This is a genomic window from Nocardioides sp. Z35_8, assembly GCF_059621125.1.
Map to the genome: position 1 here is coordinate 95345 of NZ_JCAQIE010000002.1, position 14973 is coordinate 110317.

A 14973-nucleotide genomic window follows, 5' to 3' on the forward strand; every position below is an offset into this window, starting at 1 on the left:
AGCGGGGACGTCCCCGCTCAAGCACCCCCGCGCAGCCGCGCCCGCAGGCCGTCGAGGAGCAGGTCGAGCCCGAGGTCGAAGTCGGGCAGCGAGTCGAGGGGGCGTTCGACCGCACCGAGGCTGACGGCCTGGCGGGCGGTCTGCTCCTCGAAGGCGTGGCCGAACACGTAGTGCACGAGCGCGTGGGAGGCGACGGGCACCAGCTCGGACGGGACGTCGGCGTCGGTGAGGACCTTCTCGAGCTCGGCGACCGGCGCCGCGGCGCCGAGGCCGAAGGCCCACACGGTCGCGACCACGTCGGCGCCGTCGGTGCAGGCGAGCATCGCCTCGCGCAGCTCGGAGCAGATCTCGCGCACCCGGTCGGGCCACTCCGAGGCGGTACGCGCTCGCGCACCGCGGGCGAGGATCTCGTCGGCCACCGCCGCCAGCAGCGCCTGCTTGCTCGGGAAGTGGTGGTAGATCGCGCTGGGCTGGACGTCGAGCTCGGCGCCGAGGCGCCGCATCGTGAGCGCCGCGAGCCCGTGGGCGTCGAGCAGGGCGACGGCGTGGTCGAGCACGTCGCTGCGCCTGTGGGCCACGCACCCTCCCGGTCCTGGACGTCGTTGACGGGCCGTCGGCGCCACCCTAGCCTGAACACCGTTCAGCCTGAACACCGTTCAGGTCCCCCGTCCAGCCGCCGAGGACCACCGTGCCCGCCTCCACCCCCGCCTCCACCCCCGCCGCCACCCCCGACGCCGCGCCCGACATCGCGGTCCACGAGCGGCACGCCCGCTCCTCCCCCACCCGCGACATCGCGCTCGTCGCCGCGTTCGGGGCACTGATCTGCGCGAGTGCCTACATCGGCGCAGTCCCCGTCGGGAGCGCCGGCGTGCCGATCACCCTCCAGACGCTCACGGTGATGCTGGCCGGCTGCGTCCTCGGCCCGCTGCGCGGCTTCTCCGCCGTGATGCTCTACCTCGCACTGGGAGCCGTCGGCCTGCCGGTCTTCGCCGAGCACTCGTCGGGCATCGGCGTGTTCAGCGGCCCGAGCGGCGGCTACCTGATCGCGTTCCCGCTCGCCGCGGCGCTCGCCGGCTTCCTGGTGGAGTACGTCGCGCGCGAGCGCCGCACCCGGGCGATCGTCGTCTTCGCGTGCTCGTTCACCGCCAGCGCGCTGGTCGTCCACCTCCTCGGGATCCTCGGGATGATGCGCTTCTTCGACATCTCCTTCGCCGAGGCGGCCGCCTACGACGCGCCGTTCTGGATCGGTGACGTGGTGAAGACGTCACTGGTCGCGATGATCGCCGCCGAGGTGCACCGGGCGTTCCCGCAGCTTCTGCAGCGCGACTGACCGCGGACATCGGGACAGGACACCGGGACACGGCATGGCAACGATCCACTTCGACCGCGCGGGGGCGCGCGTGCCCCTGCCGGGGCGCGGCGAGCGCGAGATCCTGGCGCCGACGACCCTCGTGCTCACCGAGCGGCGGGTCGCCGTCATCGGGGCCAACGGCTCGGGCAAGTCCACGCTGGCACGCATGGTCAACGGGCTGGTCCGGCCCACCACCGGCCGGGTCACGGTCGACGGCCGCGACGTGGCACGCGAGGGCGCCGCCGTGCGGCGGCGGGTGGGGTTCTGCTTCACCGACCCGGCGGCCCAGCTGGTGATGCCGACGTGCGTGGAGGACGTCGAGCTGTCACTGCGGCGCACCATCAAGGACGCCGGCGCCCGGCGCGAGCGTGCGATGGCGGTGCTCGCGGCCAACGGCCTCGAGGCGCACGCGCACGACTCGGTCCACTCGCTCTCCGGCGGGCAGCGCCAGCTGCTCGCCCTCGCCGGGGTGCTCGCCCTCGAGCCGGCGGTGGTGGTCGCGGACGAGCCGACCACGCTGCTCGACCGCGCCAACACCCGGCGCGTCGGCGACGCCCTCCTCGCACTCGACCAGCAGCTGCTGCTCGTCACCCACGACCTCGACCTGGCCGCCAGGTGCGACCGGGTGCTGGTCGTCGACGCCGCTCGCGTGGTCGCCGACGGGGCGCCGCGCGAGGCCATCGCCCACTACACGGGCCTGGTCGACGCGTGAGCGACCTGATGGCCGGGCTGCACCAGCCCGGCGACACGTTCCTGCACCGGCTGCCCGTCGGGGCCAAGGTGCTGGGGCTCGCCGTGCTCAGTCTCGCGGTCGTCGCGGTGCGCGACGTCCGTGCCGCGCCGGTGTTCCTCGCCGTGACGCTCCTGCTCGCCGTCGTGGCGCGGGTGCCGCTGCGCTCGGTGTGGCGCGCGGCCCGGGGCGTGCTGCTGATCGCGGCGGTGGCCAGCGCGTTCCAGTGGTGGTGGTACGGCCCGGGCAAGGCCGTCGAGACCTTCCTCGATCTGCTGACGCTCGGTCTCGCCGCCCTCTCGCTGACCGCGACGACGACCGTCGACGCGATGGTCGACGCGCTCTCGCGGTGGGCACGGCCGCTGCGCGTCGTCGGCGTCGACCCCGACCGCGTCGCGCTCACCGTCGCGCTGACGATCGGCGCCCTTCCCGGCACGATCGCCGTCGCCCGCGAGACCCGGGACGCGGCGCGGGCGCGCGGCCTGGACCGCAACCCCCGGGCCTACCTGTCCCCGTTCGTGATCCGCGTCGTCGCCCGCGCCCACGAGTCCGGCGACGCGCTGCACGCGCGCGGCATCGGCGACGAGCAGTCCTGATCAGGACCGCTGGTTGACGAACCAGCGGTGGCCGAAGGGATCGCGGAAGACGGCCACGCGGCCGGCCGGCGGACTGTCCTCGGGTCCGCGGTCGAGGGTCACGCCCGACCCGGTCACCCGTCGGCACAGCGCGTCGACGTCGTCGACCTCGAGGTGCAGCGAGACGGCCGCGCCGCGGGACGTGTCGGGCGCCGCGACGCCGGCCGAGTCGAACTCGTCCGACATCATCCAGCGACCGCCACCGACGGCGAGCTCGACGTGGCCGACCCGCCCGTCCTCCATGACGATCGGCTCGACGACGACCTCCGAGCCCAGCACGTCGACGTACCACTGGATCGCGCGGCGTGCGTCGGCGACGCAGATGTACGGCGTCAGCTCACCCATACGCGTCACTTCACCATCCGGGCGGACGCCTGTCCACCCATGGCGCGGCCGCCTCCACCTGGGCCGCGACCGCGAGGAGCAGCTCCTCCTCGGCGGGGCGCGCTGCCAGCATCACGCCGATCGGCAGCCCGTCGTCGGTCCAGTGCAGCGGCAGCGAGACGGCCGGCATGCCGGTCACGTTCCACGCGCTCGTCCACGGCGTGAACTCCTTCTGCCGGGCGAAGTCGCGCGCCGGGTCGGCGTCGTCGCGCAGCTCGCCGACCAGCGCCGGTGGCCGGGCGAGGGTGGGCGTGAGGACGACGTCGTACGGCGCGAGGGCCGCCAGCGCGGCGGCGGCGTGGCGACGCATCCGCCCGATCGCGAGGGCGAACTCGGGCCCGCTGACCGCGCGGCCGAGACCGGCAAGCCACCGTGTCAGCGGGCGCAGCCGGTCCTCGCGGCCGGGTGGGACGGGCGACAGGGCGGTGAGCACCGACCAGCAGGTCTCGAAGGCGGCCGTCGCCTCGAGCGGGATCGGCACCGGCACGTCCTCGACGTCGTGGCCCAGCGACGCCAGCAACCGCGAGGCGCCCTCCCAGGCCGCGACGCTCGCAGCGTGGACGTCGGTCTCCGCGATGACAGGGGTGATGAAGCGCGCGACCCGCAGCAGGCCGGGCTCACGGTCGCAGGCGTCGAGGAAGCTCCCGGACGGCGCGGGTGCCCAGTACGGGTCGCCGACCCGGCGACCCGCGAGCACGTCCAGCAGGGCGGCGGTGTCGCGGACGGTGCGCCCGAGGGTGCCGGGCGTGGCGAGCCCGGTGGGATCGCCGTAGTTCGGGGCGCCGCTGATGCGTCCCCGCGTCGGCTTGAGGCCCACGAGCCCGCAGCACGAGGCGGGGGTGCGGATCGAGCCGCCCCCGTCGGACCCCGGCGCGACGGGCAGCAGTCCGGCAGCCACCGCGGCGGCCGCACCCCCGGACGAGCCGCCAGCCGTGCGCGTGGGGTCCCACGGCGTCACGGCGGGCGGGGCGACGTCGGGCTCGGTGTAGCAGGGCGAGCCGAACTCCGGCGTGCTCGTCTTGCCCAGGCTCGGCATGCCGGCCGCCTCGACGGTGAGCACGAGGTCGTCGGAGGCGTCGGGCACGTGGTCGTCGTACGCCGCCGACCCGAAGGTGGTGCGCACACCCGCGGTGGGGTGCAGGTCCTTGATGCCGGTGGGCACGCCCCAGAGCGGGCCGGCGTCGGCGGGCCGGCCCTGCTCGGTCAGCCGGCGGGCGTGGTCGCGCGCCTGCTCGTGGGTGGGCGTGATGAAGGCGCCGACCCGATCGGCGCGGCCGGCGTAGTGCTCGACCAGCTCCAGCGGCGACACGTCACCCGTGCGTACGGCATCGCCCTGCTCGAGCGCGGTCAGGTCGTGCAGCACATCGTCGACCGTACCTGCGATGCGCGGTCCGGGTCAGGCCGCGACCTCGACCTCGTGGGCGACGAGCGCGTCGAGGGCACCGAGGAAGCGCTGCACGGCGGCCTCGTCCTCCAGCGGGTCACCGTCGAGGGCGGGCTCGTCGACGACGATGCCCTCCACGACGACAGCGCCGGCGATGGTGGCGGAGTGGCGGGCGTGCTCGTGCGACCACTTGCCGCCGTAGGGCGTCGGGGTCGCGCCGATGGCGGCGAAGGGCTTGCCGACGATGGCGCCCTGGCCGTAGGGGCGCGAGAGCCAGTCGATGGCGTTGTTGAGCACGGCCGGCATCGTGCCGTTGTACTCCGGCGTCACGGCGAGCACGCGGTCGGCGCTGGCCACCGACTCGCGGAGCGCGGCGGCCGCGGCCGGGACCGAGTCGCCGTCGAGCTCCTCGTTGTAGAACGGGACGTCGGCGAGGCCCTCGACGACGTCGACGGTGACGCCGGCCGGGGCATGGTCGCGGAGGTGCTCGGCGATACGGCGGTTGAGGCTCCCGGCGCGGTAGGAGCCGAGGAGGACAGCGACGCGGGTCTGGGTGTCAGCGGTAGTCATACCGTCGTAAACGGACCACGGTCCGCTTACATTCCCGCCTGGCCGGACTTTCTCCGGTCCTAGGCTGTCGGGGTGACCCGCCCCCTGCCGATGGCCGACGCCCCGGTCCCCGAGCGGGCCGACGCGGCGCGCAACAGGCAGGCCATCCTCGCAGCGGCCCTGCGACTGGTGCGGACCCGGGGGGTCGAAGCCGTGACGATGGACACGGTCGCGGCGGAGGCGGGAGTCGGCAAGGGCACGCTGTTCCGGCGCTTCGAGAGCCGCGAGGGCCTGATGGGAGCGGTGCTCAACGAGTCGGAGACGGCCTGGCAGGCGAGCGTGATCTCCGGGCCTCCCCCGTTGGGTCCGGGCGCTCCCCCGATGGACCGGCTCATCGCGTTCGGCCACTCACGGCTGCGCGCCAACCTCGCCCACGCCGACCTCATCGCGGCGGCCGGCCAGCCGGGCGCCCGCTCGGCTGCGGCGATGTCCTTCGCCAACCTGCACGTGCGCCACCTGCTGCGCGAGCTCGGCGTCTCCGGCGACCTCCTGATGCTCGCCACGGCGCTCCTCGCCCCGCTGGAGATGGTGGTGCTCGACCAGCAGGTCGTGCGCGACAACATCTCGGTCGAACGCGTCGAGGCGGGCTGGGACGACCTGGTGCGCCGGGTCGTGGGCTGACGCCGCACGCCGGCCGCGCTCAGCCGTCGAGGGACGTCAGCTGGCGCTTCATCGACGCGACCTCGACGGCCTGGTCGGAGGCGATGTGGGTGGCCAGCTGGAACACCTCGGACTCCTGACCGCCGCTGCCATCGGCGAGGAGCGTCTCCACCATCACGATGGCGCCCTCGTGGTGGCGGATCATCAGCTGCAGGAAGAGCCGGTCGAAGTCGCGCCCCCGCGCATCGGCGAGCCGCTCCATCTGCTCGGGCGTGGCCATCCCCGGCATGCCGGCGTGGGTCGCGACCGCCCCACCGGCCTCGTCGCCGTGGTCGTCGTGCTGCTCGTCGTCCCCCGACCCGTGGTCGTCGGGGGTCTCGCCCGCTCCTTCGCCCCGGCGGGTCAGCCACCCCTCGAGCTGGGCGAGCTCCTCGACCTGTGAGACCTCGATGCGCTCGGCGAGGGTGAGGATGGCGCGCGTGCCGGTCCGGTCCGCCACCAGCGCGGTCATCTCGAGGGCCTGCGTGTGGTGCGGGACCATCTCCTCCACGAACGCCACGTCGGACGCGGTGTACGTCGGCACGGCGAGGCTCTCGACCTCCTCCGGCGACATGGTCTTCCCGGCCTCGCCCGGCGCGCCGAGCTGGACGACGGGCGCGCCCTGCTCGGTGTCGCGCGACGGCTCCTCGCCGGTGCATCCCGAGACACCCAGCGCGACCGCGACCGACACGACGACGGCTCCCACCCTGACCAGCGCGCTCATGTGGACTCCAGTTCCCCTCGAAAATGTCCGACCAAGGGATGGTGCGGCCGGCGCCGGTCGTCGCTACGTTTCTCGACATACTAGGTCGACCGGCCACGGCGCACGCCGCGGCCATCCGGGGCGACCGTCGTCGGAAGAAGGTCGCCACCCATGACGCCACCCATGACGCCACCCATGACGCCGCCACGTCGCCCTCGTCGATTCCGCCGCCCGGCCCTCGCGGCGAGCCTCGCCGCGCTGGTCGCGGCGCTGCTGCCCGCCGCGGCCCAGGCAGCCGACGACCCCCGCATCGGGCTGGCTCCGGGCTACCTCCCCTGGAGCGAGGCCAGCAGCAACATCGAGCTGCTCGACAACAACCCCCGGGTCGCGCCGTTCGACGGAGCTCCGGGCGGTTCGAGCATCAACTCCGACCTCGCCTTCACCGGCGACCACGCCATCGTCGGCAACTACCTGGGCTTCCAGGTCTACGACGTGTCCGACCCCGCCGACCCCACCCTGAGCGGCTCGTTCGTGTGCCCCGGTGGGCAGGGTGACGTGAGCGTCTTCGGCGACCTGCTGTTCTTCTCGGTCGAGCAGACCTCGGCCCGCGTCGACTGCGGCTCCCAGGGAGTGACGGGCTCGGTGAGCCCCGAGCGGTTCCGCGGCGTCCGGATCTTCGACATCTCCGACCTCGCTGCCCCCGTCCAGGTGGGCGGCGTGCAGACCTGCCGCGGCTCGCACACGCACACGGTGGTCACCGACCCGGACGATCCCGACAACGTCTACCTCTACAACTCGGGCACCGCCGGCGTGCGGTCGGGCGATGAGCTCGCCGGCTGCGAGAGCGTCAACCCCAACACCACCACCGGCCCCGTCACGACCGGCAACCCGGCGCAGTGGCGCATCGACGTCATCAAGGTGCCGCTGGCCGCGCCCGAGGACGCCGCCATCGTCAGCCAGCCGCGGATCTTCACCGACCCCGCGACCGGCGCCTTCAACGGCCTGCAGAACACGCTCCCCGGCACCCCGCACCCGTCCGGCACCAACTACTCGCCGCTGCCCAACACCAACACCTGCCACGACATCACCGCCTACCCCGAGCTCGGCCTCGCGGCCGGCGCGTGCCAGGGCAACGGCATCCTGCTCGACATCACCGACCCGGTGAACCCCGAGCGCATCGACGCGGTGTCCGACCCCAACTTCGCCTACTGGCACTCGGCCACGATCAACAACGACGGCACCAAGGTGATCTTCACCGACGAGTGGGGCGGCGGCTCGGGCGCACGCTGCCGCGAGAGCGACAAGCCCGAGTGGGGTGCCGACGCGATCTTCGACATCGTCGACGGGAAGATGGCGTTCCGCAGCTACTACAAGCTGCCGGCGCCGCAGACCGCGCAGGAGAACTGCGTGGCCCACAACGGCTCGCTCGTCCCGGTCCCGGGCCGCGACATCATGGTCCAGGCCTGGTACCAGGGCGGCCTGTCGGTCATCGACTTCACCGACTCCGCCAACCCGGTCGAGCTCGCCTTCTACGACCGCGGGCCGGTCAACACCCCCAACCCCACTGGCCTCAACCTCGCCGGCTACTGGTCGACCTACTGGTACAACGGCCACGTCTTCGGCTCGGAGATCGGGCGCGGCTTCGACGCCCTGGCGTTCACCCCGAGCGACCTGCTCTCGGCCAACGAGATCGCCGCCGCCGGCGAATCGGTCGTCGAGGAGTTCAACGCCCAGCACCAGACGCCGCTGCGCTGGGCCCCGAGCTTCAACGTGGCCGGCTCCTACCTCGACCAGGCCGCCCGGTCGGGCGCGCTGGCCGGGGAGACCCTGACGGCCGTCACCGAGAGCTTCGGCACCGCCCGTGAGCTGTCCGCGCAGGGGGCCTCCTCGGCGCCCCTGGTCCGCTACCACCTCGACGCGGCGCGCCGGTCTCTCGGCGACAACGTCGAGCAGGTCCGGGCCCGGCGTGCCATCACCGAGCTGCGCGACAGCCTGCCGTGCGACGCCGGTTGCAAGCTGCCCACCAAGGTCGGCGCCGCCCACTCCCCCGAGCCGTCCAGCTTCGGACAGGCGTCGACGACGACGGTCACGGTCGACCGCGTCGGCACCGAGGGCGCCCTGCCCACGGGCAGCGTCGTGGTGACCGACAAGGCCGGCAAGCAGCTCGGCAAGGCCACCCTGGCTCGGGGCACCGCGGCCGTGGGCCTGCCCGCCGACCTCCCGGTGGGCACCCACACCCTGACCGCGGCCTACGCGGGCGACGACACCAACGCCGCCTCGTCGGCGACGTTCACCGCCACCGTCACCGCCGCGACGCCGACCGGGAAGGTCGCCTCCCGGACGAAGGTCACGGTCAAGCCGAAGAAGCCGCGCGTCAAGCAGGACTTCAGCGTCGTGGTGACGGTGAAGTCCCGCGGTGCCGATGCGACCGGGAAGGTGGTGGTCCGGGTCGACGGCACGTTGGTGAAGACCGCCCGGCTCTCCGACGGTCGGGTCGTCGTCAAGGTGAGGAAGAACCTCGCGGTCGGCGCGCACACGGTGTCGGCGAGCTTCGGCGGGTCCGACGCCGTGAGGAAGAGCCGCAACACCGTGAGGTTCCGGGTCGTGCGCTGACCCGGACGCGCAGCTGACGCACCAGCACGAGGCCCCGGCGGGGGAATCCGCCGGGGCCTCGTGCGTGCGGGCAGGTGCCCGCGGCCTGATCAGCGGTGGTGCCGGCGCAGACCGAAGGTGAGCCCGTCGACCAGCGCGCCCCACGACGCCTCGATGACGTTGGCGCCGACGCCGACGGTGACCCACGACGACTCGCCGTCGGTGGTCTCGATGAGCACCCGCGTGATCGCGTCGGTGCCGTGGCCTTGGTCGAGGATGCGCACCTTGTAGTCGATCAGCTCGAACTTCGCGACCTCCGGGAAGGCTTGCCCGATCGCCTCGCGCAGGGCGGCGTCGAGGGCGTTGACCGGACCGTTGCCCTCGCCCGTGACGACGTACCGCACCCCCTCCGAGCGCAGCTTGACCGTCGCCTCCGAGATCGCCTCGCCGTCGGTGCGGGTCTCGGTGATGACGCGCCACGACTCGACGTCGAAGTAGGACGGGCGTGCGCCCTCGACCTCCTCGGCGAGCAGCAGCTCGAAGGACGCGTCGGCGGCCTCGAAGGTGTAGCCGCGCTGCTCGAGCTGCTTGACCCGGTCGGTGACGCGGGTGACCAGCTCCCTCATCTCCGGCGAGCCGTCGGACAGGTCGTAGCCGAGCTCGCGCCCCTTGAGCTCGATGGACGCGCGCCCGGCCATGTCGGAGACGAGCAGGCGCATGTCGTTGCCGACGACCATCGGGTCGAGGTGCTGGTAGAGGTCGGGGTCGACCTTGATCGCGCTGGCGTGCAGCCCTGCCTTGTGCGCGAACGCCGACGTGCCGACGTAGGGCTGGCGCGAGGCCGGCGGCACGTTGGTGACCTCGGCGACCGCGTGCGCGATGCGGGTGGCCTCGCGCAGCAGGCCCTGGGGCAGCACGGCGCGGTCCAGCTTGAGCTCGAGGTTGGCCACGACGGTGACGAGGTCGGCGTTGCCGGTGCGCTCGCCGTAGCCGTTGATGCAGCCCTGCACGTGCGTCGCGCCGGCCGCGACCGCCGCGAGCGAGTTGGCCACGGCGCAGCCGCTGTCGTTGTGGGCGTGGATGCCGACGCGCGCACCGGTGGTCTCGATGACGTCGAGCACCACGTCGGAGACCCAGTCGGGCAGCATGCCGCCGTTGGTGTCGCACAGCGCGACCACCTCGGCGCCCGCCTCGGCGGCCGTGCGCAGCACCTCGAGGGCGTAGTCGCGGTTGGCGCGGTAGCCGTCGAAGAAGTGCTCGGCGTCGAGGAACACCGTCTGGCCCTCGGCGCGCAGGTGGCTGACCGTGTCGCGCACCATCGCGAGGTTCTCCTCGAGCGTGGTGCGCAGGGCGAGCTCGACGTGCCGGTCGTGCGACTTCGCGACCAGGGTGACCACGCCCGCGCCCGAGTCGCGCAGGGCCGCGACGAGCGGGTCGTCGGCGGCGCGTACGCCCGCCCGGCGGGTGGCGCCGAACGCCGCGAGCCGCGCGTGGCGCAGGTCGAGCTCCTCGCGGGCCCGGCGGAAGAACTCGGTGTCCTTGGGGTTGGCGCCCGGCCAGCCGCCCTCGATGTACCCCACGCCCAGGCCGTCGAGCTGCTTGGCGATGCTCAGCTTGTCGGCGACGGAGAGGTTGAGGCCCTCCTGCTGGGCGCCGTCGCGCAGGGTGGTGTCGTAGACGTGGAACGAGCCGTGCAGGTCCATCGGAGGTCTCTCGGTCGGTGCGGTCGGGGCAGAAAAAAACCTCCTGGGGTGCAGGAGGTGGGCGCGGCGGGTGTTCCCGTCGCGCTAGGCAATGATGATGGTGCGGGTGCTCATGCCGCCATGGTGCCACCGATGCCCGGGATGGCGAGACGCGTGTCTCGCCATCCGAGCGGCGGCCTAGTGCACCCAGGTCGCCTTCGCGCCGCCGTCCTGCGAGGAGTTGACCACCATCTGGCCCTCCTCGAGCGCCACGCGGGTCAGTCCACCGCGCGGCACCGTCACGTCGCGGCCGTCGAAGAACACGAAGGGCCGCAGGTCGACGTGGCGCGGCTGCGGCACGCCGTCGACGATCGTCGGCTGCGTCGAGAGCGACACCACGTCCTGCACGATCCAGCGCTGCGGCTCGCTGCGCATGGCCTCGCGGGTCGTCTCCAGCTGCTCCCGCGACGCCGACGGACCGATCACCACGCCCTGGCCGCCGGCACCGTCACGCGGCTTGGCGACCAGCTCGGGGAGGCGGTCCAGCGCCTCCCGCAGCCGGTCGGCGTCGGTGAGGTCGTAGGTGCGCACCGACCGCACCTGCGGCTCCTCGTGGAGGTAGTAGCGGACCATGTCGTCGACGTGGGCGTAGACGGACTTGTCGTCGGCGACGCCGGTGCCGTAGCAGTTCACCATGCCGACCCGACCTGCCTGCCACGGCGCGAGCAGCCGGCCCGCGACGTCGGCGGCAGGGTCGGCGGCGGGATCGGTGGCGCGCAGCCCGTCCTGCTCGGTGCGCCGGTAGACCGCGCGCACCGGCGTGCCGTCGGCCAGCCGCAGCCCCTCGCCGTCGGGCAGCAGCCCGTCGAGCTCGACCAGCGTGAGCCCCGCCTCGTCGGCGAGGCGGCGGTGCTCGTAGTAGGCGGAGTTGTCCGGGCCGTCGGTCAGCAGCACCAGCGCGCCCTCGCCGTCGGGGTTGGTGGCCTCGAGGCAGCGGCGCAGCGCCGAGGCGCACTCCTCGAGGCCGGCCGGCTGCTCGACGTCCAGCACCTGCGACACGGCCTCCGAGACCGCCATCGCGTACGCCATCCCGGACGGCGTGCGGACGTTGTCCTCCAGCACCAGCAGGGTGCCGCTCTCGTCGCGGACCACGTCGAAGCCGGCGACCGAGATCCAGGCACCCGCCGCCGGCGCGCTGCCGCGGAGGCCGGGCTCGAGGTAGGGAGTGGCGTCCAGGACGTGGGCGGGCACGACGCCGTCGGTCACGCAGCGGCGCTCGGCGTAGACGTCGGCCACGAAGGCGTCGAGGGCGCGGATGCGCTGCGCCAGCCCGGCGGAGAGGAGCTCCCACTCCTCGGCGTCGAGCAGGCGCGGGACGGGGTCGGCACGGAAGGCATGGCCTCCGGCCCCACCGAAGCGGACGCCGCGCTCCTCCAGCACGGCGTTCACGCGTCGGCTCAGGTCGTCGCGCTCGCCGGGGGACGAGGGACGCTCGGTCGGGTCGGGGTGGGACGTCATGGGGCCCTGTCTACCGACAACGCGCCGCGGGGGCGTCATCCCCGGGGCATGCGGGGCCCACGGGGGGACGACTGCCCCGGCCACGGTCGAGCGCTCGGTGCCGGTGGAGCCCGCGGCCGGCCGAGGCGGCTCCCGGCGGGCGCGCGAAAGCCCCGGACCCGTCGGGTCCGGGGCTCGCGGGGTCGTTCACCTGCGGTCGTTCACTCGGGGCGGGTGGGCTCCCCGTCCACGACCTCGCCGTCGAGCAAGACAGCGTCGGCGGCGACCGGGTCGTCGAGGACCGCGTCGTCGAGGACCGGGTCGATGACGTGGACCGCGGCCTCCTCGGCACCGGCCGCGGCACCGTCGATGCCCACGTCCTCGGCGACGAGGTCCTTCTCCGTGTCCGTACGCACGCCCTCGTCCTCGGCCACGAGACGTCCCGCGCGCTCCCCCGTCGCCGTCTCCACGTCGGCCTGGACGGCCTCGCCGTCGGTCGAGTCCTCCGCCACGAGCGGCGCCAGCTCGCCCCGCTCGGCCTCCTCGGCCGCCTGCTCGTACGGGTCGGGCTCGACGACCTCCTGCTCCACCCGCTGGTCCAGCGACTCGCCCATGCTCTCCTCGAGCGGGGTGTTGCCGTAGCCCTGCGCCGCGGACCACTTCTCCGGCGGCGAGTAGCCCTCGTCCAGCGGCTCGGCCAGGCCCCGGTCGTCGACCAGGCTGTCGCCCTCACCCTGCGGCTGGTTCTCGTCGTCGACGCTGTAGCCGTGGTAGCTCTCGTTGTCGGTGGTGTCCCCGGTGACGTCGACCGCGGGGTCGGTGCCGATCTCGGTGCCGATGTCGGGCTGGTCGGAGCTCATCAGTCCTCCTGCTGTCGGTGGGTGAACCCGCTAGGTACCCCCGACGCCCGCTGCTACACGGCGAGGTCCGTCACAACCAGGCGGGCAGGCGTACGCCGGAGAACGGCGCGGCGTCGTCGGGCGCCCAGTCGGTGCCCTGCGCGGTCGCGGCCGCGGCCAGGCCGGACCCGGCCGCCGCGACGAGCAGGGTCGCGAGCAGCCACGGCACACCGCGGCGGGCGAGGGGGTCGACCAGGCGGTGGACCGGCGAGCGGAGCCGCTCGGACCCCGGCCCCCACCAGGTCGAGACGGCGAAGACGACGCCGATCGCGGCGAGCGAGGTGGTCATCGACAGCGACGCCGCGAAGCAGATCAGGGCCACGGCGCACGCGATGCCCGCGCTCCAGAGGAACAGCACGAGCGAGCCGCCCATGCCGGCCACCACGTGCCACGGCGCGGCCAGCAGCACCTGGATGCCGTCGTACCAGCGCGCACCGCGTCGGTCGCGGCGGCTGCCGGCGGACGCCGCGGCGAGCGAGCCGCTGCGCAGCAGCCACACCACGACGAAGAGGACCCCGAGCGCGACGTAGGGGGCGAGGGTGATGGCGCCGGCCACGACGCCGCCGAGGGCAAGCAGCGTGAGCGAGCGACGCACGCGCTCACCAGTGGGCACCTGCTCGCGCTGGGGCGGCCCGTAGTCGGAGACGTACTCGACCGAGCCGTCGGGCAGGACGCGGGTGTGGCGGTGCGGCGCGGTGGCGGCGTCGCCCCACCCGACCGTCACGTCGGCGTCGTGCCACGCGTCAATGCGGTCGTCGTCGTGCCAGTCGGCGCGCTCGTCGGTGCGGTCGTCGGTGCGGTCGTTCCCGGGGTGGTCCCAGTCGCCGGACCAGTGCACCGGCTCCGCAGCGGCGCCCTGCGCGAACGTGCCGAGGCGGGTGGGGGCATCGAGGTCCTGGCGGACGCCCGCGACGTAGGGCAGCGTGATCGGTCCGGGCGTGCGGTGGGCGTGCTCCGTGCCCACCGGGGAGGCGAGGTCCTCGAGCCAGTCGCGCACCTCGGTCAGGGAGGGCCGGTCGGCGGGCTCGGGGGCGAGCGCCTGCTCCACCAGCTCGCGCATGTCGGGGTCGAGGCCGTCGAGGTCGTGCTCGCCGCGGCGCACGCGGTCCATCACCGCCACCGACGGCCCGCGCCCGAACGGCGCACGCCCGGTGCCGGCGTACGCCACGGTCGCGGCCCAGGCGTGCACGTCGGAGGCGGCGGTGGCGTCGTCGCCGTAGAGGATCTCGGGGGCGAGGTAGCCCGGCGTGCCGAGCAGCCATCCGTTCATGGTGATGCGCGAGTCCTCCGCCACCCGGGCCAGGCCGAAGTCGATGAGGATCGGCGTGCGGCCCTCCATGATCACGTTGGACGGCTTGATGTCGCGGTGCAGCACGCCGACGGAGTGGACCGCCTCGAGCGCCTCGGCGAGGCAGTCGGCGAACCAGACCAGGTCGTCGCCCTCCAGCGCCCCCTCCTCGTGCACGTGGTCGTGGAGCGAGAGGCCAGGGACGTAGCGTGTGGCGACGTAGGGGATCTCGCCGAAGGGGTCGGCGTCGACGATCTCGGCGATGCGGCGACTGCGGACGCGGCTGAGCGAGCTGACCTCGCGGGCGAGCCTGCGACGCGCCTCGTCGTCGCCGACCACGTGCGGGCGCAGCACCTTGATCGCCACGGGGCGCTCCCCCGGCCGCTGGCCGAGGTGCACGACTCCCATGCCGCCCTCGCCGAGGCGGGCACGCAGGGCGTAGCCGCCCACGGTCAGGCCGGGCGGCGGCGCCTTCGGGGACGTCGTCACGGCACGAGGATAGTGCCGTAGGCATCGGATCCCCCTGACCACGGCTGCTCGGCGCAGCCGGTGGCGGCGCACAGGCGCGTTGTCGGTGCCG

The 14973-nt window shown here is 73.8% G+C and carries 14 protein-coding genes; 5 read left to right on the forward strand and 9 right to left on the reverse strand.

Annotated features, from left to right (window positions below; all coding sequences use genetic code 11):
- Window positions 1–17: 17 nt before the first annotated feature.
- Window positions 18–578 (reverse strand): TetR/AcrR family transcriptional regulator, encoded by a 561-nt coding sequence (locus AC54T2_RS12230; RefSeq protein ID WP_186340868.1) that lies wholly within the window; start codon window positions 576–578, stop codon window positions 18–20.
- A gap of 110 nt (window positions 579–688) precedes the next feature.
- Here AC54T2_RS12230 and AC54T2_RS12235 point away from each other — a divergent pair, with 110 nt between their 5' ends.
- The 3 genes from AC54T2_RS12235 to AC54T2_RS12245 are packed head-to-tail and all read left to right on the forward strand — an operon-like array spanning window position 689 to window position 2677.
- Window positions 689–1330 carry a biotin transporter BioY gene (locus tag AC54T2_RS12235; RefSeq protein ID WP_496666308.1) on the forward strand — a complete coding sequence of 214 codons (642 nt, stop codon included), beginning with the start codon at window positions 689–691 and terminating at the stop codon, window positions 1328–1330.
- 34 nt (window positions 1331–1364) lie between these two features.
- Complete coding sequence (locus AC54T2_RS12240) at window positions 1365–2063, forward strand: energy-coupling factor ABC transporter ATP-binding protein (RefSeq protein WP_186340867.1); 699 nt, start codon at window positions 1365–1367, stop codon at window positions 2061–2063.
- Window positions 2060–2677: an energy-coupling factor transporter transmembrane component T family protein gene (locus AC54T2_RS12245; protein ID WP_496666309.1), complete on the forward strand. Its 618-nt coding sequence runs from the start codon at window positions 2060–2062 to the stop codon at window positions 2675–2677. Before AC54T2_RS12240 ends, AC54T2_RS12245 begins: the two co-directional genes overlap by 4 nt.
- Here AC54T2_RS12245 and AC54T2_RS12250 read toward each other — a convergent pair whose 3' ends face one another.
- Genes AC54T2_RS12250 through AC54T2_RS12260 form a run of 3 tightly spaced genes read right to left on the reverse strand, consistent with a single transcriptional unit; the run spans window position 2678 to window position 5054 of the window.
- Window positions 2678–3061, reverse strand: coding sequence for a VOC family protein (locus AC54T2_RS12250; protein ID WP_489974772.1), 384 nt, complete (start codon window positions 3059–3061; stop codon window positions 2678–2680).
- A gap of 10 nt (window positions 3062–3071) precedes the next feature.
- Window positions 3072–4463, reverse strand: coding sequence for an amidase (locus AC54T2_RS12255; protein WP_496666310.1), 1392 nt, complete (start codon window positions 4461–4463; stop codon window positions 3072–3074).
- Window positions 4464–4496: 33 nt separating this feature from the next.
- On the reverse strand, window positions 4497–5054 hold the full coding sequence (locus AC54T2_RS12260; RefSeq protein WP_186340864.1) for an NAD(P)H-dependent oxidoreductase: 558 nt from the start codon (window positions 5052–5054) through the stop codon (window positions 4497–4499).
- A gap of 72 nt (window positions 5055–5126) precedes the next feature.
- Here AC54T2_RS12260 and AC54T2_RS12265 point away from each other — a divergent pair, with 72 nt between their 5' ends.
- Window positions 5127–5714, forward strand: a complete 588-nt coding sequence (locus AC54T2_RS12265) for a TetR/AcrR family transcriptional regulator (protein ID WP_241005145.1) — start codon at window positions 5127–5129, stop codon at window positions 5712–5714.
- Window positions 5715–5733: 19 nt separating this feature from the next.
- Here the strand turns inward: AC54T2_RS12265 and AC54T2_RS12270 are convergent, their stop codons facing one another.
- Window positions 5734–6456: a DUF305 domain-containing protein gene (locus AC54T2_RS12270; RefSeq protein WP_186340863.1), complete on the reverse strand. Its 723-nt coding sequence runs from the start codon at window positions 6454–6456 to the stop codon at window positions 5734–5736.
- A gap of 162 nt (window positions 6457–6618) precedes the next feature.
- Between AC54T2_RS12270 and AC54T2_RS12275 the strand changes: the two genes are divergently transcribed.
- Window positions 6619–9048: an Ig-like domain repeat protein gene (locus AC54T2_RS12275; RefSeq protein WP_496666311.1), complete on the forward strand. Its 2430-nt coding sequence runs from the start codon at window positions 6619–6621 to the stop codon at window positions 9046–9048.
- Between the two features lie 89 nt (window positions 9049–9137).
- On the opposite strand, the gene cimA is transcribed toward AC54T2_RS12275, so the two are convergent.
- The 4 genes from cimA to AC54T2_RS12295 form a co-directional block, all read right to left on the reverse strand.
- On the reverse strand, window positions 9138–10730 hold the full coding sequence (gene cimA / locus AC54T2_RS12280) for a citramalate synthase (protein ID WP_186340861.1): 1593 nt from the start codon (window positions 10728–10730) through the stop codon (window positions 9138–9140).
- Between the two features lie 177 nt (window positions 10731–10907).
- The gene (locus AC54T2_RS12285) at window positions 10908–12227 is read right to left on the reverse strand and encodes a circularly permuted type 2 ATP-grasp protein (protein WP_186340860.1); all 1320 of its coding nucleotides are present in this window, start codon (window positions 12225–12227) and stop codon (window positions 10908–10910) included.
- 200 nt (window positions 12228–12427) lie between these two features.
- Window positions 12428–13066, reverse strand: a complete 639-nt coding sequence (locus tag AC54T2_RS12290; RefSeq protein ID WP_206054393.1) for a DUF5709 domain-containing protein — start codon at window positions 13064–13066, stop codon at window positions 12428–12430.
- Between the two features lie 70 nt (window positions 13067–13136).
- A complete protein-coding gene (locus AC54T2_RS12295) occupies window positions 13137–14882 on the reverse strand; it encodes a serine/threonine protein kinase (RefSeq protein ID WP_186340859.1) in 1746 nt (581 codons plus the stop codon).
- Window positions 14883–14973: the final 91 nt, after the last annotated feature.

Coding starts and splice junctions, on each gene's coding strand:
- AC54T2_RS12260 (WP_186340864.1), bottom strand. CDS start 5,054: ATGACTACCGCTGACACCCAGACCCGCGTCGCTGTCCTCCTCGGCTCC.
- AC54T2_RS12250 (WP_489974772.1), bottom strand. CDS start 3,061: ATGGGTGAGCTGACGCCGTACATCTGCGTCGCCGACGCACGCCGCGCG.
- AC54T2_RS12270 (WP_186340863.1), bottom strand. CDS start 6,456: ATGAGCGCGCTGGTCAGGGTGGGAGCCGTCGTCGTGTCGGTCGCGGTC.
- AC54T2_RS12290 (WP_206054393.1), bottom strand. CDS start 13,066: ATGAGCTCCGACCAGCCCGACATCGGCACCGAGATCGGCACCGACCCC.
- cimA (WP_186340861.1), bottom strand. CDS start 10,730: ATGGACCTGCACGGCTCGTTCCACGTCTACGACACCACCCTGCGCGAC.
- AC54T2_RS12285 (WP_186340860.1), bottom strand. CDS start 12,227: ATGACGTCCCACCCCGACCCGACCGAGCGTCCCTCGTCCCCCGGCGAG.
- AC54T2_RS12240 (WP_186340867.1), top strand. CDS start 1,365: ATGGCAACGATCCACTTCGACCGCGCGGGGGCGCGCGTGCCCCTGCCG.
- AC54T2_RS12275 (WP_496666311.1), top strand. CDS start 6,619: ATGACGCCACCCATGACGCCGCCACGTCGCCCTCGTCGATTCCGCCGC.